Origin of the sequence: Petroclostridium sp. X23 (assembly GCF_030013905.1) — a bacterium.
Classification (GTDB): Bacteria; Bacillota; Clostridia; order SK-Y3; family SK-Y3; genus X23.
The window spans coordinates 2,832,900-2,854,452 of record NZ_CP124862.1 but is presented as its reverse complement, the minus strand read 5'-3'; the positions used below and the strand labels follow the sequence as shown (position 1 = coordinate 2,854,452).

At 43.3% G+C, this 21,553-nt stretch carries 15 protein-coding genes, 3 tRNA genes and 3 rRNA genes; 20 read left to right on the top strand and 1 reads right to left on the bottom strand.

The window, feature by feature from the left end; genetic code table 11:
- Positions 1 to 47: 47 nt before the first annotated feature.
- The 3 genes from QKW49_RS13525 (at position 48) to QKW49_RS13515 (ending at position 2,855) form a co-directional block, all read left to right on the top strand.
- The gene (locus tag QKW49_RS13525; RefSeq protein WP_282863165.1) at positions 48 to 1,259 is read left to right on the top strand and encodes a S41 family peptidase; all 1,212 of its coding nucleotides are present in this window, start codon (positions 48 to 50) and stop codon (positions 1,257 to 1,259) included.
- A 105-nt stretch (positions 1,260 to 1,364) separates the two neighbouring features.
- Entirely contained in the window at positions 1,365 to 2,606 is a 1,242-nt protein-coding gene (locus QKW49_RS13520; protein ID WP_282863164.1) for an ROK family transcriptional regulator, read from the top strand.
- Between the two features lie 54 nt (positions 2,607 to 2,660).
- Positions 2,661 to 2,855, top strand: a complete 195-nt coding sequence (locus tag QKW49_RS13515; protein ID WP_282863163.1) for a small, acid-soluble spore protein, alpha/beta type — start codon at positions 2,661 to 2,663, stop codon at positions 2,853 to 2,855.
- An 18-nt stretch (positions 2,856 to 2,873) separates the two neighbouring features.
- Here the strand turns inward: QKW49_RS13515 and QKW49_RS13510 are convergent, their stop codons facing one another.
- A complete protein-coding gene (locus QKW49_RS13510) occupies positions 2,874 to 3,398 on the bottom strand; it encodes an amidase domain-containing protein (protein WP_282863162.1) in 525 nt (174 codons plus the stop codon).
- 158 nt (positions 3,399 to 3,556) lie between these two features.
- Between QKW49_RS13510 and QKW49_RS13505 the strand changes: the two genes are divergently transcribed.
- The 17 genes from QKW49_RS13505 (at position 3,557) to QKW49_RS13425 (ending at position 21,527) form a co-directional block, all read left to right on the top strand.
- The gene (locus QKW49_RS13505) at positions 3,557 to 4,585 is read left to right on the top strand and encodes a hypothetical protein (protein WP_282863160.1); all 1,029 of its coding nucleotides are present in this window, start codon (positions 3,557 to 3,559) and stop codon (positions 4,583 to 4,585) included.
- 208 nt (positions 4,586 to 4,793) lie between these two features.
- On the top strand, positions 4,794 to 5,273 hold the full coding sequence (gene greA, locus QKW49_RS13500) for a transcription elongation factor GreA (protein ID WP_282863159.1): 480 nt from the start codon (positions 4,794 to 4,796) through the stop codon (positions 5,271 to 5,273).
- A 123-nt stretch (positions 5,274 to 5,396) separates the two neighbouring features.
- Positions 5,397 to 6,878: a lysine--tRNA ligase gene (gene lysS, locus QKW49_RS13495; RefSeq protein ID WP_282863158.1), complete on the top strand. Its 1,482-nt coding sequence runs from the start codon at positions 5,397 to 5,399 to the stop codon at positions 6,876 to 6,878.
- A gap of 140 nt (positions 6,879 to 7,018) precedes the next feature.
- Positions 7,019 to 7,339, top strand: a complete 321-nt coding sequence (locus QKW49_RS13490; RefSeq protein ID WP_282863157.1) for an STAS domain-containing protein — start codon at positions 7,019 to 7,021, stop codon at positions 7,337 to 7,339.
- Between the two features lie 6 nt (positions 7,340 to 7,345).
- Positions 7,346 to 7,762: an ATP-binding protein gene (locus QKW49_RS13485; protein WP_282863156.1), complete on the top strand. Its 417-nt coding sequence runs from the start codon at positions 7,346 to 7,348 to the stop codon at positions 7,760 to 7,762.
- A 1-nt stretch (position 7,763) separates the two neighbouring features.
- A complete protein-coding gene (locus tag QKW49_RS13480; RefSeq protein ID WP_282863153.1) occupies positions 7,764 to 8,531 on the top strand; it encodes a SigB/SigF/SigG family RNA polymerase sigma factor in 768 nt (255 codons plus the stop codon).
- A 129-nt stretch (positions 8,532 to 8,660) separates the two neighbouring features.
- Positions 8,661 to 9,104, top strand: a complete 444-nt coding sequence (locus QKW49_RS13475; protein ID WP_282863151.1) for an ATP-binding protein — start codon at positions 8,661 to 8,663, stop codon at positions 9,102 to 9,104.
- Between the two features lie 414 nt (positions 9,105 to 9,518).
- Positions 9,519 to 11,043 (top strand): 16S ribosomal RNA (locus QKW49_RS13470).
- 290 nt (positions 11,044 to 11,333) lie between these two features.
- Positions 11,334 to 11,409 (top strand) — tRNA-Ala (locus QKW49_RS13465).
- 5 nt (positions 11,410 to 11,414) lie between these two features.
- A tRNA-Ile gene (locus QKW49_RS13460) sits at positions 11,415 to 11,491 on the top strand.
- A 259-nt stretch (positions 11,492 to 11,750) separates the two neighbouring features.
- Positions 11,751 to 14,595, top strand: a 23S ribosomal RNA gene (locus tag QKW49_RS13455).
- Between the two features lie 242 nt (positions 14,596 to 14,837).
- Positions 14,838 to 14,954 (top strand): 5S ribosomal RNA (rrf, locus tag QKW49_RS13450).
- Together the 16S, 23S and 5S rRNA genes with 3 tRNA genes alongside form the textbook arrangement of a ribosomal RNA operon.
- 7 nt (positions 14,955 to 14,961) lie before the next feature.
- Positions 14,962 to 15,037, top strand: a tRNA-Asn gene (locus tag QKW49_RS13445).
- Positions 15,038 to 15,495: 458 nt separating this feature from the next.
- Positions 15,496 to 16,641, top strand: a complete 1,146-nt coding sequence (locus tag QKW49_RS13440; protein WP_282863150.1) for an ROK family transcriptional regulator — start codon at positions 15,496 to 15,498, stop codon at positions 16,639 to 16,641.
- A gap of 19 nt (positions 16,642 to 16,660) precedes the next feature.
- Positions 16,661 to 17,740 carry an SIS domain-containing protein gene (locus QKW49_RS13435; RefSeq protein WP_282863149.1) on the top strand — a complete coding sequence of 360 codons (1,080 nt, stop codon included), beginning with the start codon at positions 16,661 to 16,663 and terminating at the stop codon, positions 17,738 to 17,740.
- Between the two features lie 27 nt (positions 17,741 to 17,767).
- Entirely contained in the window at positions 17,768 to 19,849 is a 2,082-nt protein-coding gene (locus QKW49_RS13430; protein ID WP_282863147.1) for a hydantoinase/oxoprolinase family protein, read from the top strand.
- A 16-nt stretch (positions 19,850 to 19,865) separates the two neighbouring features.
- Positions 19,866 to 21,527, top strand: a complete 1,662-nt coding sequence (locus QKW49_RS13425; RefSeq protein WP_282863144.1) for a hydantoinase B/oxoprolinase family protein — start codon at positions 19,866 to 19,868, stop codon at positions 21,525 to 21,527.
- Positions 21,528 to 21,553: the final 26 nt, after the last annotated feature.

Sequence of the window (21,553 nt, the reverse complement as noted above, 5' to 3'; positions counted from 1 at the left end):
TATTTTTATAGATGTGTTTTTAAGAGATTATAAGGAGATGGAGTGGATTGTTTAGAAAAAGGACAGTTTTAATTGGCGGGGCGATACTGGTTTTGATAACGATCTTTGTGACTTTTATTGGCACAAATGTTTTATATTTTGCATTAGGCAATTTGCCGTTATATGGAATATTCAACATGAATGGCGATAAGACCCAATATAATAAGTTGAATCAAGTCAAAGAAATAGTAAAAAAATACTATGTAGAGCCTGTAGAAGATGACAAGTTAATGGAGGGAGCTGCAGCAGGCGTAGCAGCTGCTGTAGATGATCCATATACTGTGTATATGGATAAAAAAGAGTACGAAGACCTAATGACACAAACCCATGGTAGTTATGCCGGGATTGGAGTTGTGGTATCTGTAGATCCGAAAGATAATCTGATTACTGTAGTGGCACCGTTTGAGGATACTCCTGGAGAAAAAGCGGGTATACTGCCGGGAGATAAGATTGTAAAGGTGAATGGAAAGGATGTATGGGGCGATAAGCTGGATGAAGCGGTAAGCATGATGAAGGGCCCAAAAAATACGGAAGTGACGATTACAATTGTAAGAGGAAATCTTTCCGATTTCAAAGAAATTACTATAAAAAGGGATATCATTGTATTACAGACGGTAAAACATAAAATCATTGGTAATGATATAGGGTATATCAGAATTACGATGTTTGATGAAAAAACGAGCAAAGACTTTGATGCGGCATTGGATGAATTGTACCAAAAGAATATTAAGGGTCTTATTATTGATGTTCGTGATAATCCGGGGGGATTGTTGGACCAAGTTGTAAAAATTGCGGATCGTTTGGTTCCGGAAGGATTGGTTGTTTATACTGAAGACCGAAACAAGGAACGCAGTGAAGAAGTCTCAGATGCAGAGCAGGCAAACGTTCCTATGGCAGTGTTGGTTAATGGAGGAAGTGCAAGTGCTTCCGAGATATTGGCAGGAGCAATAAAAGACCATAGGAAAGGAACATTGGTAGGTACCAAAACCTTTGGAAAGGGATTGGTACAAACAGTATTTCCTCTTGGAGACGGGTCAGCAGTGAAGGTTACCATTTCAAAATATTATACCCCTAATGGGATTTCCATTCAAGGTGTGGGAATACAACCGGATGTAGAAGTAGTACTTCCTGATGAATTGCAAAAAAGTGTAGCACAAATAAAAGAAGAAGAAGATGTCCAACTTCAAAAAGCAATTGAAATAGTACAAAGCAGCACGTGACCAAAACAGCTAAAAGCTTCCTGTAGAGGAGGCTTTTAGCTGTCTATATAAAGTAAGTCACGTTATAAATAGCAATATAATCGTGGATAATGGTGGGTGAACTAAATGGGTAAGCAGCTCGTACCGGGAAGTTTTTCGCTTATGAAAAAAATGAATACTTCGCTGATTTTGAATACGGTGAGAGAAAAGGGTCCTGTATCTAGGGCGGAGATTGCCAAAATGACAGGGTTAACACCGGCTACTGTTACCAATATTACTGCAGAACTAATTAGCTATAACTTAATATTGGAAGCAGAAAGAGGAGAGTCTAGCGGCGGGCGAAAGCCGGTAATGCTTCGCATCAATTCTAACGGTTATTGTGTAGTAGGTGTATATATAGGATCTAAGGGTGTGAAAATAATCGTTGCAAATTTAAATTCTGAGCCCATTTACCAGGAAAGCCTCATCATTGACGGAATAGTTGAGAGTGATATTGTTTTAAAGAACATCACGGAGATAGTAAGTAATTGGATGAGTAGAAATAAGGATAAAAAAATACTAGGAATGGGAGTAGGCGTACATGGGCTTGTGAAATCGAGGGAAGGGATATCTATTTACGCACCTAACCTTGGATGGGAGAATGTGCCCGTCAAACAGATTCTTGAAGATGCGCTGGATATTCCTGTTTTTGTGGATAATGATGTTCGCACTATGACGCTTGGTGAAAGTTGGTTTGGCAGGGCGAAGAATATATCGAACTTTGTTTTTATATATGTAGGTTATGGAATAGGTGGCAGTATAGTGATAGATAATCAGCTTTATCGTGGTGCTAGTGAAGGTGCGGGAGAGGTAGGTCATACTACTATTGACATGAATGGTCCGAAATGCAGCTGTGGCAACTGTGGCTGCTTGCAGACAATGGCGTCGGAACAGGCTATGATGCGCAAAATAAAGGATGTTTTGGAAAATGGTGAAGCAACCATCATTAGTGATTGGATTAGTGGAGATTTATGTAGCATTTCCCCGGAAATAATCTATAAAGCTGCGTTACATAATGATCCTGTCGCATTAAGGGTGATTAAGGAGACTGCCGTTTATTTAGGCGTGGCGGTGGCGAACCTAATTAATACTTTTAATCCGTCCTTAGTTATTATCAATGGAAGAATTGCGGCGTTGGGAGAAACTGTAATGAAATGTATTCAGGAGGAAGTAGGCTGGCGAAGTATGAAGTATTTACAGTCATCTACAAATATCATATTTTCAACATTAAATCAGAGTGCTGTGTTAAAGGGAACAGTTGCGCTGGTGATGAGTGAGATATTTGAAGATCCTCATATTCTTTATTCTTCTAGTACTTTAAATCACTAAATGATGTATAAATACTATTTTTCTCCATAAACTACCATCAAAAGGAGGGCGATTATGGAGAAAAAACCACAGAAAAAAATAAATGAAGCTGATGAAAAGCTTAAACTTGAGATAGCAGAGGAATTAGGGCTGCTGGATAAAGTGAAACAAATGGGATGGAAAAGCCTTACTGCAAAAGAGACCGGTAGAATCGGCGGTTTGATGACTAGGCGTAAACGGTTAATAAAAGAAAAAAGTCAACAGATGTAAGCTGTTGACTTTTTTCTTTTATTTTCTAATGCCTTTTATATGTATAAACCTGATATACTCCCACTCATAATTGGATAAGGGATAATTATCTCTATCAATGGTATGTGCAGCGATTAATATATTATTTATATCCGGGATAGAGCCAGTGCTAACGATAACGGGCGAGTGATTAAAATCATCAGCTTCATCAAAAGAAAGTTGTACAATATCTCCCGGTTGCACATCTTTTACATCTACCTCTTCCGAAAAAGGGCCTGAACCGTTGTTTCTAATAAGGAATCTGTGTAAAAAATCTACTCCGGTCCAGGCAGGAGCGCGGTTATTAATATTGATATAATACCAGCCGATATTAGGGGTATAGTTCATAATTTCACTGCCCGCAAAAATACATTGGGACGCAAAGTTTGTGCAGTCTCCGCCAAGATCTTCAAAATCATAATAACGCGGATTCCGTTTGAAAGCCCACTGATGTGCATAAGATACGGCTTTTGTCCGGTTATACTTTAGTGTATGAGAGTTGATTTTAGGATTGATAATAAACATTAAGAAGCCTCCTTTTTATATACTGCTTATTAAATAGCTATGCATATGAAATGTATATCATGAAATGAAATAGTAATATTTTTACTAAACTATAATATTTATATAATACGCAAAAAGGAAAGTGATTTAAGCAATAATCAATGCAAGGAGGAGGTTATATGGGGCATTTTGGGATAATAACTACTACGCCAGAGTTAAAGAATAGATACGGGTATATTCCGGATATTATATATCATAAAATACCTGAAACAATACTAAACGTTATATGCTTGAAATTTAAAAAAATTGAATACCAAGATATCAGGATCCCTGATACAGATATAAAGATCACAATAGCCCAGCTGCCAATTACCGAGAAACAGCTTGATACTATACAGTCGGAGTCCTTAGAAAAAAAATGTAAAACCATCTTCAGTTTTTTTGAGAAACAAAAAGTTGAAGAGATTTTTATTAGTAAGCATTTAAAAGTGTATGAAAGACTCTTAGAAAGGGCACATGAATGCAAAAAAGCTTACAATCAGCAGGAAAGATTATTGTTGATGGCGATATCTTTTGATGTAGTAAAGAAAATATGCAAGATCCTGGGAATCGATCTATTTGAAACACATGTCAAGATTTTTGAATATTCTTATAGTTGGAAATCAAGACTACTCATAGAAATGATGTCATCCTATACAAAGTATATCACTCTGGTCACGCAACAGACAAAAGAAGCAGAGAGGCATATGGATGAGCTATATGATGAAAGTGGTCTTACCGTACATGTTTCAGCAGAAAGTCACAAAACTGATGATGTTGAAATAATATATATATTGGACGACCTCGATAGATATGTTAAAATGAATAGATTTAATCCAAATTCAATTTTATTTGTTTTTAGTCCATCAAACATGAGTGGATATCGAATGAATAACATAATCATTGATAGTGTAGATATAAAATTGCCGGATCAAATCGAGCAGCTTATAAAGCCGTTAGGGTTGTCAGACCATGAAGAACTTGTGGAATGCAGTATTTTAGGAAAGATAGATAACACATTGACTAGCCGAGATATAGCGTATTATAAACAAATTAGAAGGGTATTTTATCAGATGGGATATCAGATTAATGCTTTGAAAGCATGTGGCAAACCAGTGAGCATGGAGCGATTTGAAACAATAGCAAAAAATTTGAAGAGAATTAAGTAAACAATTTATTGACAATATATAAAGTGTTGTTTATAATAGAAAAAAATTAGCGCTTAATTCATTTCATGAATAATTACATGGTTATAGCATATATTATCAACATAAAAATTTGTAGGTCGTTTTTATTATGTTTCGGGTTTTACACGACAGCAATATTATTTATTATATGTTTAGATTAAGAAATAGATATTAAAAGGAGAGAAATAAAATGAGTAGTAGTAAGCAGATTGTACTAACGGTTGAGGGTCTTGAAAAACTTGAGAGCGAACTTGAATATTTGAAAACAGTCAAAAGAAAAGATGTTGCTGAAAAAATTAAACAAGCGATAGCTTTTGGTGATTTATCGGAAAACTCTGAGTATGATGAGGCAAAAAATGAGCAAGCACAGATGGAAGTACGTATTGTGCAGCTTGAAAATATGCTTAAAAATGCAAAGGTAATAGATGAAGAAGATATAAATACCGACATTGTTAGTATCGGGTCTAAGGTTACTGTTTTAGATTTGGAGTTTGATGAAAAAATAGAATATGCCATTGTAGGCTCTACTGAGGCAGATCCCAGCAACTATAAAATATCTGACGAATCTCCGGTAGGAAGTGCTTTAATAGGTCAAAAAGTAGGCAATACCGTAGACGTAGCTGTTCCGGATGGCGTGATTAAGTTTAAAGTGTTATCAATCAGCAAATAAAGAACGTCTGAAGCGGGAGTAAGAATATAAATATTTCTTACTCCTTCTTTATTTTTTTATTTTACAAAGAAAAAGATATAATATATAATAGATTCCACAGAATGTTAAACAGGAGGTTATACAATGACGGTGCAAAATCAGGACATGGAGTTAAGTGAAATCCTTAAAGTCCGAAGAGAAAAACTGAAAGAATTGCAGGAGATGGGACAAGACCCCTTTAAAATAGTGAATTTCGGAAAAACTCATAGCACTGAAGAAATAATCCAAAACTTTGATTCGATGGAAGGTATGTCTGTCTCGATTGCAGGAAGACTTATGTCCAAAAGAGGGATGGGAAAAGCATCTTTTTGTGATTTGCAGGACAGAGAAGGAAAAATTCAGTTATATATAAGGGTAAATGAAGTGGGGGAAGATACATATAACAAGGTAAAGAAGTTTGATATTGGCGATATTGTTGGTGTCAAAGGAGAAGTATTCAAAACACATAAAGGTGAAATATCCATTAAGGTAATGGAAATCATATTATTATCCAAGTCATTGCAACCGCTTCCTGAAAAGTGGCATGGTTTAAAGGACATGGACCTGAGATACCGTCAAAGATATGTTGACTTAATTGTAAATCCCGATGTAAAAGATACATTTATTAAAAGAAGTAAAATTATAAAATCTATCAGGGAGTTTTTAGACAATAGAGGATATTTAGAGGTAGATACTCCTATACTAAATACTATTCCGGGTGGTGCGGCCGCCAGACCTTTTATTACGCATCACAATACTTTAGATATTGATATGTACCTTAGAATAGCTACTGAACTGCACTTAAAAAGATTGATCGTTGGCGGTTTGGAAAAAGTATATGAAATGGGCAGGATTTTCAGAAACGAAGGGATGTCAATTAAGCATAATCCCGAGTTTACCACGATAGAGCTTTATGAAGCTTATACCGACTATAAAGGTATGATGGAACTGACCGAGCAAATGATTTCAGGTGTTGCACAAGAAGTTTTAGGGACAACTAAAATTGTGTATCAAGAAGAAGAAATAGACTTAACACCACCATGGAAACGCATGACAATGATCGAGTCCATTAAAGAATATACAAATGTGGATTTTGAAGCTATAACGACGGATGAAGATGCCAGAGCCGCGGCAAAAAGCTTGAAGGTACATGTGGAAGACAAGCATACAAGAGGTGAAGTAATCAATACCGTTTTTGAAGAATGCGTAGAAGAACATTTGGTTCAGCCAACCTTTATTACGGATTACCCGGTAGAAGTATCACCACTAGCAAAAAGAAAGCCGGATGCGCCTACGCTTACAGAAAGGTTTGAACTTTTTATTACACGTAGAGAAATGGCAAATGCCTTCTCAGAACTGAATGATCCTATTGACCAAAGAGAACGTTTTGTAAAACAAGTGGAAGCTAGGGAAGCCGGTGATGAAGAAGCAAATATGATGGATGATGATTTTATAAATGCATTAGAGTATGGGATGCCTCCTACCGGTGGACTAGGGATTGGTATTGATAGGTTGGTAATGCTTCTGACAGATTCTTATTCAATAAGAGATGTACTATTGTTCCCGACAATGAAACAGAGGGATTAAAATATAGAATAGAGATATCGGATAAAATAAAGATCGGATTAAGGAATTAGGACTTCTTAATCCGTATCTTTATTTTTATTGTCTTATTTTGTAATATATGATAGTATAGAATTGTCAATTTAATAATTGGAGGGGATAATATGGCTTCTAATTTAATAATTACAGAGAAAGAAGTAAATGATTCAGTTATTATTGTTGCTTTAAGTGGAGAAATAGACATTTCTACGATAGGGGAGCTAAAAGATAAATTATACGATATTATAACGAAAAATGAAAAGAGTCTTAAGCTGGATTGTATGAACTTGAATTATATTGACAGCACTGGACTGGGAGTGTTGGTTGGAGCACTTAAAAAGGTAAAGCACAACAATAAGGACATCGTTTTAGTTAATTTGAAAAGCAATATTAAAAAGCTATTTCTAATTACCGGGCTTGATAAGGTATTTGTCATTGAGGAGTGAATGTTGATGAGCCAGTTGTATAACAAAGATATTTCGGGTCCAAAAGAGATTGACCTGATTGTGCCTCTATTGCCTGAAATAGTACGGATTGTAAGACTTACGGTTTCAGGAATTGCCAGCGGAATGGGCTTTTCTATAGATGAAATAGAAGATATTAAGGTATCGGTAGCAGAGATCTGTAACAGGATTATAATACAGGCAGAGTCTATTTCTGATAGGTGCCTAATTAGATTTTATATTTTTGAGAAGCAGCTTAAAGTTAGTTTCAAATTTGAAAGCAAAAAACCAAATAGTTTTCAATTGTTTGACGAAGATGATATATTTGGAGTCTCTATTGTAAATTCTCTAGTAGACGAAGTAGATGTACATACATCTGAAGATGAGGAAATCGTTACCTTGTCTATATCATTAAAGGAGAATTAATATGACAGTAGTAAAGGAAGTAAACAGGCTGAGTCATATGTCGGAGGAACAGCTATTTGAAGCATATAATCAAAGTAAAGATAAACTGATTAGAGAGCTTATCATCAATAAGTATCTATATATTGCGGAAATTCTCACAAAAAAGTTCATAAATCGTGGATTAGAATTCGATGATATATATCAGGTAGCATGTATAGGGTTAATACAAGCTGTGGAACGCTTCGATGCGGAAAAGGGCGTGAAGTTTTCAAGTTTTGCCACGCCCACTATTATTGGAGAGATTAAAAGATATTTTAGAGACAAAGGAAACATTATTAGAATTCCCAGAAGGATTTATGAAATATATCAAAAAGTTAATCAAGCGAAGCATGTACTATCCCAAGAGCTTGGTAGAATTCCTAAAGTAGAAGAAATCGCAGAATACCTTAATGTTTCTGAAGAAACGATACTTGAAGTTATAGAATCGGCCAATGCCAGCGCTGTGCAGTCTTTAGAGCAATCAGTATATTCCGATGATGAAACAGCACTCGAACAGCTTGTAGGCGCAGAAGATGCTACGTTTGCTAAAATTGAGAATAGGGATTTTATAGAGAAAAGTCTAAACGAATTCAATGAGGCGGAAAAGGAATTCATAAAGCAGCGGTATTATAACAAAAGAACTCAAAAGCAAATAGCCGAATTGCTCGGAGTATCCCAAATGTATATATCAAGATTAGAAAGAAAAATTATAGATAAATTTAAGAGATTATATTATAAAAGTGTTAATTGAATTAACACTTTTTGTTTTGTATGCTCACGAATTGGGTAATTATATTTAGGTCTAGATTTTTTCTATATTTAGAAGTTAGGGTAATGCCAGTATGTTTATGTTTGAAGCTATAAAAGGGTGGGAATAAAAGTGAAAAATGATTGTTCTTGTTCAGTTACGATATCTGCGGATACGCAGTATATTGTCGGTGCTGTTGAAGAAATTATGATTTTTCTTCAAACGCATATGTATTTAAGTGACGGAGCATTTTTTGAAACGAAGGTAATATTAAATGAATTACTGGTAAATGCAGTAGTGCACGGAAATAAACAAGACAGTGAGAAGAAAGTATATATTAAGGCAGGTGTGTGTAAGGAAAATAAGATATATATTATTGTAGAAGATGAAGGAGATGGGCTGATTAAAAGTGCAAAAAGCTGTGGTAAGGAGATTTTGGATTACGATGCAGAAGTAGAACTATTTTGTTTAAATGAGAGTGGACGAGGACTTATAATAACATCATCACTATGCGATTGTTTTAAAAGAAATAAAAAAGGAAACAAAATAGTTGTAGTAAAAAAAATAAAACAATAGCATATTCAAGAATGCTGTCGCAAAAGAAAGAAAAACGCAAAATATGCAAAACAGATTATATTATTGAGGTTTAATGGAAGTTTTCCGAAGTTGAAACGGCAACCATGTTGTGTTATATTAATATAGCTGTCGCTGATGGCAAGCTCTAAAAAGAGTCATCGATAAGTGACAGTAAAAAAACGAAAATGTTGTTGACAAAAAGAATTTATTGTGATAACATAATAAAAGTCGGCAGTAAAAGTCGATGTTTGATTGGTCTTTGAAAATTAGATAGCGTAAGAGGTTCTCGTTTAATATAGTTAATAATTAATAACGAATAGTTAATAATTATTGATGATTTGAGAAAACTTTAGCGTACTTTATAACAAAGTAAAGCTAGTGATAATTTTGAGCTAATTAAACGTTCAATAAATTTTTATTGAGAGTTTGATCCTGGCTCAGGACGAACGCTGGCGGCGTGCCTAACACATGCAAGTCGAGCGGAGATTGGTTGAAGATTTATCGGATGCCAATTTTAGCGGCGGACGGGTGAGTAACGCGTGAGTAACCTGCCTTATACAGGGGGATAACACATCGAAAGATGTGCTAATACCGCATGATATCAGATAGTCGCATGGCTGTTTGATCAAAGGAGCAATCCGGTATAAGATGGACTCGCGTCTGATTAGCTGGTTGGTGAGGTAAAAGCTCACCAAGGCGACGATCAGTAGCCGACCTGAGAGGGTGATCGGCCACATTGGGACTGAGACACGGCCCAGACTCCTACGGGAGGCAGCAGTGGGGAATATTGCGCAATGGGGGAAACCCTGACGCAGCAACGCCGCGTGAAGGAAGAAGGCTTTCGGGTCGTAAACTTTTGTCTTCTGGGAAGAAACATGACGGTACCAGAGGAGGAAGCCACGGCTAACTACGTGCCAGCAGCCGCGGTAATACGTAGGTGGCGAGCGTTGTCCGGAATTACTGGGTGTAAAGGGCGTGTAGGCGGGACTGCAAGTCAGATGTGAAATACCGGGGCTCAACCCCGGGGCTGCATTTGAAACTGTAGTTCTTGAGTGCAGGAGAGGAAAGCGGAATTCCTAGTGTAGCGGTGAAATGCGTAGATATTAGGAGGAACACCAGTGGCGAAGGCGGCTTTCTGGACTGTAACTGACGCTGAGGCGCGAAAGCGTGGGGAGCGAACAGGATTAGATACCCTGGTAGTCCACGCCGTAAACGATGGATACTAGGTGTTGGGGGTATCGACCCCTCCAGTGCCGGAGTTAACACAATAAGTATCCCACCTGGGGAGTACGGCCGCAAGGTTGAAACTCAAAGGAATTGACGGGGGCCCGCACAAGCAGTGGAGTATGTGGTTTAATTCGAAGCAACGCGAAGAACCTTACCAGGGCTTGACATCTACAGAATCCCAAAGAGATTTGGGAGTGCCTTCGGGAACTGTAAGACAGGTGGTGCATGGTTGTCGTCAGCTCGTGTCGTGAGATGTTGGGTTAAGTCCCGCAACGAGCGCAACCCCTATTGTTAGTTGCCATCATTAAGTTGGGCACTCTAGCGAGACTGCCGGTGACAAATCGGAGGAAGGTGGGGACGACGTCAAATCATCATGCCCCTTATGTCCTGGGCTACACACGTACTACAATGGCCATTAACAGAGCGAAGCAAGACGGTGACGTGGAGCAAATCGCCAAAAATGGTCCCAGTTCAGATTGTAGGCTGAAACTCGCCTACATGAAGTCGGAATTGCTAGTAATCGCGGATCAGCATGCCGCGGTGAATACGTTCCCGGGCCTTGTACACACCGCCCGTCACACCATGAGAGTCGGTAACACCCGAAGCCTGTGAGCTAACCGTAAGGAGGCAGCAGTCGAAGGTGGGGCTGATGATTGGGGTGAAGTCGTAACAAGGTAGCCGTATCGGAAGGTGCGGCTGGATCACCTCCTTTCTAAGGAGCAGAGCTCCAGTTAATAGTGAATAACGAATAGTTAATAATTATTAACGGATGGAGCCAATCCTATGGTCGATAGATCATATTAGTATGATCTTCACGAGAACTCTTACGCTATTTAATTTTGAAAGACCAAGTTCTTTTTAGTGAATAGTTAATAGTGAATAATGAATAGTTTAAAAGCTATGAATGGAAGCTGTTAGCAGTCACTAAGAAAATGATCTTTCAAAAGTTAATAGAAGATAACTGTTCATTATTAGTTATTCACTATTAACTAAACCTGATGTGGGGGTGTAGCTCAGTTGGGAGAGCACCTGCCTTGCAAGCAGGGGGTCAGGAGTTCGACTCTCCTCATCTCCACCATATATGGGCTTATAGCTCAGCCGGTTAGAGCGCACGCCTGATAAGCGTGAGGTCGGTGGTTCGAGTCCACTTAAGCCCACCATTTAATTAATGTACAATGGACAATGATCCAATGTACAATTAGTTAAGTACAAATGTACCTTGAAAACTAAACAATGTAAAGACATGAGGAAAAGATTAAAAAAGGGTAATCGCAGTGGAACCACTGTATTACACTACAATTTTAAAGGAAAACTTTACTCATATAATTCTTAAGGAGAACACCAGACTGTTGAGGTGAAAAGCAGTAGGAAGATGAATAACACTATTCATTATTCACTACTAACTATTCACTAAACAAAGGTCAAGCTAATAAGAGCACAGGGTGGATGCCTTGGCATTAGGAGCCGAAGAAGGACGCGATAAGCTGCGAAAAGCTGCGGTAAGGCGCAAATAGCCATTGACCCGCAGATATCCGAATGGGGAAACCCGGCTGGAGCAATATCCAGTCACCATGCAGTGAATTCATAGCTGTATGGAGGAATACCCGCTGAACTGAAACATCTAAGTAGGCGGAGGAAGAGAAAGAAACATCGATTCCCTAAGTAGTGGCGAGCGAACGGGGAAGAGGCCAAACCTGAAGTAGCAATACTTTAGGGGTTGCGGACTGCAATATGTATCATGAAGGTTAGCAAAACTACCTGGAAAGGTAGACCATAGAGGGTAAGAGTCCCGTATGTGAAAACCGAAGTGAGCTAGCAGGATCCAGAGTACCATGGGACACGAGAAATCCTGTGGGAAGCAGGAGGGACCACCCTCCAAGCCTAAATACTACCTAATGACCGATAGCGCATAGTACCGTGAGGGAAAGGTGAAAAGAACCCCGGGAGGGGAGTGAAATAGAACCTGAAACCCTGTGTTTACAAGCAGACAAAGCACATTAAGGTGCGATGTCGTACTTTTTGTAGAACGGTCCGGCGAGTGTATGTAACGAGCAAGGTTAAGGTGTTAAGCACCGCAGCCGAAGGGAAACCGAGTCTTAAAAGGGCGCGCAGTTCGTTGTATACGACCCGAAACCGGGTGACCTACCCATGGACAGGTTGAAGCGGAAGTAAAATTTCGTGGAGGACCGAACCCACCAATGTTGAAAAATTGGGGGATGAGCTGTGGGTAGCGGAGAAATTCCAATCGAACTCGGAGATAGCTGGTTCTCCCCGAAATAGCTTTAGGGCTAGCCTCGGATTAATTTAGCGGAGGTAAAGCACTGAATGGGCTAGGGGCCTTATCCGGTTACCGAACCCTATCAAACTCTGAATGCCGCATAAATGATGTCCGGGAGTCAGACTATGGGAGATAAGTTTCATAGTCAAAAGGGAAACAGCCCAGATCAACAGCTAAGGTCCCTAAATAGATTTAAGTGGAAAAGGATGTGGAGTTGCTAAAACAACCAGGATGTTGGCTTAGAAGCAGCCACTCATTTAAAGAGTGCGTAATAGCTCACTGGTCGAGTGATTCTGCGCCGAAAATGTAACGGGGCTAAAATCTATACCGAAGCTTTGGCAGTAGCAATACTGGGTAGGGGAGCTTTCTATGACAGGTTGAAGCATGACCGCAAGGACATGTGGACGAGATAGAAGAGAGAATGCCGGAATGAGTAGCGAGAATTATGTGAGAATCATAATCGTCGAAAACCTAAGGTTTCCTGAGGAAGGTTCGTCCGCTCAGGGTTAGTCGGGAGCTAAGGCGAGGCCGAGAGGCGTAGTCGATGCACATACGGTTGAAATTCCGTAACCACCGAAGCCGATAAGTATATAAGGGACGCAGGAAGATAGTCTGACCGCACCGTTGGTTGAGTGCGGCGAAAGGGAGCGAAAACAAGTAGCGAAGCAGACGATTCTACACTGACGAGAAAAGCTTATATATTGGTTAGGTGCCCGTACCGCAAACCGACACAGGTGGGTGAGGAGAGAATCCTAAGACGAACGGGAGAAGCGTTGTTAAGGAACTCGGCAAATTGACCCCGTAACTTCGGGAGAAGGGGTGCCAGGGTGACCTGGCCGCAGAGAATAGGCCCAAGCGACTGTTTAGCAAAAACACAGGTCTCTGCTAAGTCGAAAGACGACGTATAGGGGCTGACGCCTGCCCGGTGCTGGAAGGTTAAGGGGAATGCTTAGCGCAAGCGAAGGTGTGAACTTAAGCCCCAGTAAACGGCGGCCGTAACTATAACGGTCCTAAGGTAGCGAAATTCCTTGTCAGGTAAGTTCTGACCCGCACGAATGGCGTAACGACTTGGGCACTGTCTCAACAACGTACCCGGCGAAATTGTAGTACCGGTGAAGATGCCGGTTACCCGCGACAAGACGGAAAGACCCCATGGAGCTTTACTGTAGCCTGATATTGGATTTTGGTATTTCATGTACAGGATAGGTGGGAGACTGAGAAGATAGCACGCCAGTGTTGTCGGAGTCGACGTTGGGATACCACTCTTGAGATACTGAAATTCTAACCAGTACCCGTAATCCGGGTATGGGACACTGTCAGGTGGGCAGTTTGACTGGGGCGGTCGCCTCCAAAAGAGTAACGGAGGCGCTCAAAGGTTAGCTCAGCGCGGTCGGAAATCGCGCAAAGAGTGCAAACGCATAAGCTAGCCTAACTGTGAGAGAGACACCTCGAACAGTAACGAAAGTTGGAGTTAGTGATCCGGCGGTATGAGAGTGGAATTGCCGTCGCTCAACGGATAAAAGCTACCCTGGGGATAACAGGCTTATCTCCCCCAAGAGTCCACATCGACGGGGAGGTTTGGCACCTCGATGTCGGCTCATCGCATCCTGGAGCTGTAGTAGGTTCCAAGGGTTGGGCTGTTCGCCCATTAAAGCGGTACGCGAGCTGGGTTCAGAACGTCGTGAGACAGTTCGGTCCCTATCTGTCGCGGGCGCAGGAGATTTGAAGGGAGCTGTCCTTAGTACGAGAGGACCGGGATGGACGCACCTCTGGTGCACCAGTTGTCATGCCAATGGCACAGCTGGGTAGCTAAGTGCGGAAGGGATAAACGCTGAAGGCATCTAAGCGTGAAGCCCCCCCTAAGATAAGATTTCCCATAGCGTAAGCTAGTAAGGTCCCACGTAGACTATGTGGTAGATAGGTCGGAGGTGGAAGTGCAGTAATGTATGGAGCTAACCGATACTAATAGACCGAGGGCTTGACCAAAAGGAATTTACAATGGACAATGTACAATGTACAATGACCATTAGTAAACAAAGAGAGATATATATGAAGTAGGTTTTTCCAAAGAAGTACTCATGATTTACATTGTATAGTTTTGAAGGTACATTAAAAAATGTACAATGGACAATGATCCAATGTACAATGAAGTACCAGAAAAGAGCAATAAAATTGTACATTGTCCATTGAAACATTGTACAATCATTCAAACAAAGTTTGAATGGCATTCCGGTGATTTTAACGTGGAGGCTACACCCGTTCCCATTCCGAACACGGTAGTTAAGCTCCACAGTGCCGATGATACTTGGAGGGTGACTTCCTGGGAAAGTAGGTCGTTGCCGGAACTGATATTCCTCAATAGCTCAGTTGGTAGAGCATGCGGCTGTTAACCGCAGGGTCGTAGGTTCGAGTCCTACTTGAGGAGCCAAAAAGAAGCTGGTCAATACGATGATGTATTGGCTAGCTTTTTTATTATCTAGGTAAAAGGTTTAAAGTGAGCTGCTAAGATTGCTTTGAAAAAATAACAAAATTAAGCTATATGATTTGTGCAATGTTTAAATGAAAAAGGATTGATTTCCTAAAAAATTGATGATATAATCTAAACGAACAGAAAGTAGATAATAAACTCGTTCTCTTGAGAATTAGGCGGCGAGTTTTTTTAAAAGTATATTAGTAAGTGCACTGTACTTATTATTAAACTTATTACCTGAAAATTTGCTATTATAATCTTTATAAACAGAAAAATACTTATGAAGATCGTTTCCTCAAGACCTAACAGGGAGGGATTTTTAAGAGCGAATTAGTAAGTACACTATACTTATTATTAAGAGGCAGATGTTTGGTGTATTGAACTCCATGCAATGCCAGAAAGATGGGGGAAGCACTATGGGAAAAACAAACAACTTAGGGCATCTGGAACTTATTCGCAGAATCAATCGTTCACTGGTTCTTAATACAGTGAAGGAGGAGCAGCCTATCAGCCGTGCTCAAATTGCGAAGCGACTCAACTTGAGCAAGACAACTGTCAGTGCTATTGTAGATGAATTGCTAAAAAAAAGACTGATTGTGGAATATGGCGATTGTCCCTCTCCTGCTGGTGTTGGCCGCCCATCCACAATGCTAGGTTTCAATCCAAAGTCAGCGTATTGCATCGGCGCGGATATTGGTGGAACAAAGCTGATGATTATAATTACCGACTTGTTGGGTGAAATCGTATACCAAGTAAAAGTGCCCACCAAAAACCATGTGGATGAATTGGTTGCTATCATACAAGGTGTCATACAGGAATGCGGCCTTAAGGAGGACGATATTTTCGGAATGGGGATTGGTGTGCCTGGTACAGTGACTGCGGATGGTGTAGTAGTTCGGGCCAAAGCTTTGCACTGGAACAATTTTCCTCTCCAGCGCATTATGAATCAGCATTTCTCATTTCAGGTATTTGTCGGTAATGATGTAAATCTAGCCGCCTTAGGTGAGCGCTGGTTAGGCTCCGGAGACCAGGTTGACAACATGTTGTTCATTGCGTTGGGAACCGGCATCGGTAGTGCTTTGGTCTGCGACGGCCAGTTGATCCTGGGGGCACAAGGAAGAGCCGGTGAGATCGGCTATTATCTTGAGAGTCGGGATGTGGAGAATGGAAATCTAAATCGTCTGGGTATGCAGGGGATTTTAGAGCGCAAATGCTCCGGTACCGCGCTTGGACAACATGGATATACCGCCGAGGAGCTTTTTCTTGCCTACGGCCAGGGAAATCAGCAGGTTGTCCAGATTATAGACCAGTTTATCCGTGATTTTTCCATCGCGATCGCAAATTCCATCAGTTTACTGAACCCGTCTAAGGTGGTCATTGGCGGCGGTGTATCCGATTCTATGAACACTGTGATCTATCGGATCCGCGAGGAGGTATCCCAGATGACCCCTATTCAGGCGGATGTTTGCCTGGCCAGTTTAGGCGCCTGCGCTGGCGCTTTAGGCGCCATCAATTACGCATTCATTCAAATAGAACAGCAGGATATTCAGGTTCAGATTTAAAAGGGGGTAAAAAACACAAATGAAGCAAAACATGAAAGGTTGTATGTTTGAGCAGCCTGACACTATTCGGAATGTGATTTTCAGAGCGCCGGAGCAAGTAGAGCGTGTCTGTGCTGCGGTTGGAGAAGGACCATTTCAAAAGATTTATCTGATTGGTTCCGGAACCTCTCTTCATGCGGCAATCGCGGCAAAATACGCATTTGCCCGCTGGCTGGATGCGGAGGTCCAAGTACTGACTCCTTTCGAGTTCCTCTACTACTTCCCCCATGACCGGGTGGATGAGAGTACGTTGGTCTTGGGTGTATCTCAGACCGCCCGCAGTATTGGCACTATCAATTGTGTGGAACTCAGCCGGAAGAGAGGAGCAAAAACTGTATTTGTTACCGCGGAGCCGGATAATCTGGGAGCCGCCAGTGCCCATGTGGTGCTGGATACTTGCACCGGTCAGGAGATGGTAGGCGCCAAAACCAAAGGTTTTACCTCTACCATGGCGATGCTCTATCTATTTGCAGCTCGATTGTCAGGTAAAGCGCTGGACCTTTCCCAGGTGCCTGATTGGATGGAGGAAACGTTCCGGCAAACCAGACAGGAGATAGAAGCGCTGGCGGAGGAATATAAAACCGCGCCATCTGTCACGATCCTGGGTGGCGGTCCGTTGTCCGCAGCGGCAAAGGAGGGTGGACTGAAGATGTTGGAGGGTGTTCGGATCCCTGTGGAGGTTTATGACGTGGAGGAGTATATGCATGGTCCCTACCACTGTCTGGAGCAGGAGTCTCATCTAATTTTTCTGGTGAACGGAGGAGCGGGAACCGAGCGGGCTAAGCGAATGATTCAATTCTCTCAGGAACATTCAAATCATGTTCTGGTGATTGGATATAAAGCTCTTGCTAAGGAGATGGACCTGAATTGCAAATTCCTTCCTCTACCCGAGGGAATGGATGAGATCCTGTCGCCGCTATTCTACGTGCTGCCGCTTCAGTGGCTGTCAAACGACGCCACTGAAAAGAAGGGCAGACGGCCGGAACAATCCCGTTACCCTCAGTTTCACGCCATTTTGGGCAGCAAATTTATGCCGAAAGTTAATTACTACGAAGGCTGATCTTTTACTATTAGGAGGGATATTATCATGTTCAAATTGAAACTTGGCGTTGATGTGGGCGGAACCTTCACCGATGTGGTTGGAATTAGCGAGGAAGGAAAGGTGTACTTTGCCAAAATGCCTTCCACCCCACAGGATCAAAGCATCGGGGTTCTCAATGGAATCAAAAGTCTATTGAGTAGCCTGGAGGTACCCGCCGACTGTGTTACCGGTGTGGCCCATGGCACCACAGTGGCTACCAATACGTTACTGGAACGAAATGGCGCGGTCACTGCGCTGATTACCACAAAGGGGTTCCGTGATGTCCTACATATTGGCCGTCAGAGTCGACCGGAGTTGTATGATCTGCACGCCCGCAAGCCGGAACCGCTGATTCCTCGCTATCTTCGCCGGGAAGCCGATGAGCGCACCTTGCACACCGGAGCGATCCTAGCTAATCTGGATGTTAACGGCCTGAAGCAAACCGTTCAGGAGTTGATGAAGGAAGGTGTTGAATCTATCGCCGTCTGTTTCCTTCACTCGTATGTCAACGCTAAAAACGAGTGCAAAGCTCTGAAAGCTATCCGCGAGATTGCTCCCGATTTTCCCGTTTCTGTCTCCAGCGAGATTCTTCCGGAGTTCCGGGAGTTTGAACGGATGAACACCACGGTCATAAATGCCTATGTCCAACCCCGGATGCAGCGCTATGTTTCCCAGTTGAGGGGACGTCTGGATGAAAATGGAATGTCCGCCCCCCTGACCATCATGCAGTCTTCCGGAGGCATGATGACCGATCAGGTGGCCGCTTCCCGCAGTGTCAACACGCTGCTTTCCGGGCCCGCCGGCGGTGTGCTGGCCGCAGAGTTCTTGTCCAAGATCACCCCTTACCACAACATTATTACGGGGGATCTGGGTGGTACCTCGTTTGATGTGGCCGTGGTGCAAAACGGCAATATTGACATTGCCAGTGAGGGCATGATTGAGGGATTCCATGTCAAATTCCCCCATATCGACATTACCACCATTGGTGCCGGCGGCGGTTCGATCGCCTGGCTGGACGTCGGCGGAGCCCTCCGTGTCGGTCCCCGCAGCGCTGGTGCCGTCCCCGGTCCTGTGTGTTACAGCAAGGGCGGTATAGATCCCACTGTGACGGACGCCCATGCCGTGCTGGGCCGTGTGGGCGGTGAGCTGCTGGGCGGTAAGATGAAGTTAGATGTGCCCGCCGCCAGAGCTGCTATAGAGGAGAAGCTGGCAAAGAATCTCAACATGATTGTGGAAGAGGTGGCCGAAGGCATTCTACGTGTGGCCAATGCTAACATGGTCCGCGCCATCCGTGTCATGACGGTGGAAAAGGGCATCGATCCCAGAAAATTTGTCCTTCTTCCCTATGGTGGTGCCGGCGCCCTCCACGCGGTGGATTTGGCTCGGACCCTTGAGATCCCCACCGTGGTCATCCCCATCGCCCCCGGCAATTTCTCTGCATTTGGACTCCTGGTGGCTCCCATCCGCTACGATGAGGTCTGTACTTACCGCAAGCACCAGAAGGACATCAGTTATGACTGCATGGAACAGCTGTTCCAACAGCTGGAGAAGACTGCCCGGCAGGAAATGGCGCGTGATGAGGTTGCTGAGGACACAGTCACCTTCCGGAGGAAGGCAGATATCCGCTATTTTGGCCAGGCCTATGAGCTGACCATTCCACTACCCAATCAAAAGATTGATGAGCACGTATGGAAAGGACTATTGGACGATTTCAGTACCGCGCATGAGCAGTCTTATGGATTTAAAAAGGAAAATGACCCCATCGAAGTAGTTAGTTTGCGCCTGTCTGTAGTGGGTCGTGCCGACAACGATGACCTCTACGCCAAAGGCGAGCGGGGCGATGGCAAGGTAATGCCTGTTACCATCCGGAAGGTCTACTTCATGGGCAAGTGGATGGAAGCCGGCATTTACAACCGCGATCTGCTAAAGGTAGGCGACACTTTTGTTGGACCGGCCATTGTGGAGGAGACTGGCGCTACTTCCGTGATTGGCCCCAGTGATAAGGTGGTCGTGGACGAACGGAAAAATTTAATTATTGAGGTGGCAGATAACGCTTCGTGCCGTGCTGCCGTTGATGCGAGCAAATAAAGGGGGAGAATTAGTCATGGATGCCATAACATTAGAAGTCATGCGTAACCGCTTCTTTGCGATTACCGAAGAAATGGGTGCGGCGCTGATCCGTACCGCTTACTCCACCAATATCAAGGACCGCCGGGACTGCTCCTGCGCTCTGTTCAATGTGGATGGTGATACCATCGCACAGGCGGAGCACATCCCTGTGCATTCAGGTGTGCTGCCCTGGGGCGTAAAGGGCGCGCTGAAGCATATTGACAAGTCAGCGCTTCAGCCTGGTGACGCTATTATGCATAACGATCCTTTTATTGGTGGGACTCACCTGCCGGATATTATCATCTTTTCCCCGATTTTTTATAAGGGGAAGCTAGTGGCCTTTGTGGGGAATCTGGCCCACCATGTTGATGTTGGCGGTAAAGTGCCTGGTTCCCTTACACCGAACGCCACAGAAATTTTCCATGAGGGAATTCGATTCCCACCGGTCAAAATAAAAAAGCAGGGAAAAATTGATCCTGAGATTTTTGGGATGTTCAACGCCAACATACGTACCAAATATGAGAGCAGCGGAGACCTGATGGCGCAAATCGCGGCCAACAATGTGGGGGAACGCCGGTTTGAACAGCTATGTGATGAGATGGGCGTTGATGTGGTGCTGGAGGCTGTTACAGAACTGGAAAATTACTGTGACCGCCGCATGGCGGTCGAGTTAGAAAAATTGCCTGCCGGAACCTTTGAATTTGAGGATATGCTGGAAGGAGACGGAGTCACCACCGATGAGCCTCTAAAGATCAAAGTGGCAGTTACCACCGGCGGTCCCCAGATCCGAATTGATTTTACCGGTACCTGTCCCCAGGTTACAGGCCCGCTTAATTGTGTGCGGCCGATGGCTCTGGCCTGTATCTACTATGTGGTTCGGGCAATGACCGATTCCACTATCCCGCCCAACTCCGGAACGTATCGGCGCTTCGATGTCATCACGCCGGAAGGGTCGCTGGTCAACGCAGTGTACCCTGCTGCAACCGGTTCCGGCAATTCCATCACCTGTCAGCGACTAGTGGACGCGCTGATTGGTGCGCTGGCACAGGCCGTGCCCGACAAGGCCTGCGCGGCAGCCTGCGGTTCCATGAATGGCATACAGTTGGGCGGTTATGATGCTAGTACCCACTCCTACTTTGCTAATGGCGAGACGGTCGGCGGCGGTTATGGAGGTATGTTTGATCAGGACGGCACTAGTGGCGTCAATACCCATATGACCAATACCCGCAACACGCCTGTTGAGGTGCTGGAAACTATCATGCCGGTAAAGGTAATTCGCTATGGTCTGCTACCTAATTCCGAAGGGGCCGGTATGCATCGCGGTGGCTTTGGTATGGAGCGGGTGCTGGAATTCCAGACGGATGAGGTGGACTGCTTCATTGCCTCCGACCGCGTCAATATGCCCCCCTGGGGTCTGGCTGGCGGCAAGCCTGCCCGAGGTGCTCGCTTTACAGTAGAGCGTGCAGATAAGCGGGTGGAGAACCTACCTTCAAAAGCCCATGTACGTTTCTATAAAAACGATCGGCTCTACATCCAGACCAGCGGCGGCGGCGGTTGGAATGATCCCGGTAAACGCGATAAGGACGCGCTGGCCCGCGACGTGAAGGACGGCCTAATTAGTCAGGAGCGAGCAGCGAGCGAATATGGAGGAATCTAAACCAAGCGGACATATCACAATAATAT

Excerpts from the sequence above, each read along its gene's own strand:
- QKW49_RS13520 (WP_282863164.1), top strand. The coding sequence starts at position 1,365 with ATGGGTAAGCAGCTCGTACCGGGAAGTTTTTCGCTTATGAAAAAAATG.
- QKW49_RS13515 (WP_282863163.1), top strand. The coding sequence starts at position 2,661 with ATGGAGAAAAAACCACAGAAAAAAATAAATGAAGCTGATGAAAAGCTT.
- QKW49_RS13510 (WP_282863162.1), bottom strand. The coding sequence starts at position 3,398 with ATGTTTATTATCAATCCTAAAATCAACTCTCATACACTAAAGTATAAC.
- QKW49_RS13505 (WP_282863160.1), top strand. The coding sequence starts at position 3,557 with ATGGGGCATTTTGGGATAATAACTACTACGCCAGAGTTAAAGAATAGA.
- greA (WP_282863159.1), top strand. The coding sequence starts at position 4,794 with ATGAGTAGTAGTAAGCAGATTGTACTAACGGTTGAGGGTCTTGAAAAA.
- lysS (WP_282863158.1), top strand. The coding sequence starts at position 5,397 with ATGACGGTGCAAAATCAGGACATGGAGTTAAGTGAAATCCTTAAAGTC.
- QKW49_RS13490 (WP_282863157.1), top strand. The coding sequence starts at position 7,019 with ATGGCTTCTAATTTAATAATTACAGAGAAAGAAGTAAATGATTCAGTT.
- QKW49_RS13485 (WP_282863156.1), top strand. The coding sequence starts at position 7,346 with ATGAGCCAGTTGTATAACAAAGATATTTCGGGTCCAAAAGAGATTGAC.
- QKW49_RS13480 (WP_282863153.1), top strand. The coding sequence starts at position 7,764 with ATGACAGTAGTAAAGGAAGTAAACAGGCTGAGTCATATGTCGGAGGAA.
- QKW49_RS13440 (WP_282863150.1), top strand. The coding sequence starts at position 15,496 with ATGGGAAAAACAAACAACTTAGGGCATCTGGAACTTATTCGCAGAATC.
- QKW49_RS13435 (WP_282863149.1), top strand. The coding sequence starts at position 16,661 with ATGAAGCAAAACATGAAAGGTTGTATGTTTGAGCAGCCTGACACTATT.
- QKW49_RS13430 (WP_282863147.1), top strand. The coding sequence starts at position 17,768 with ATGTTCAAATTGAAACTTGGCGTTGATGTGGGCGGAACCTTCACCGAT.
- QKW49_RS13425 (WP_282863144.1), top strand. The coding sequence starts at position 19,866 with ATGGATGCCATAACATTAGAAGTCATGCGTAACCGCTTCTTTGCGATT.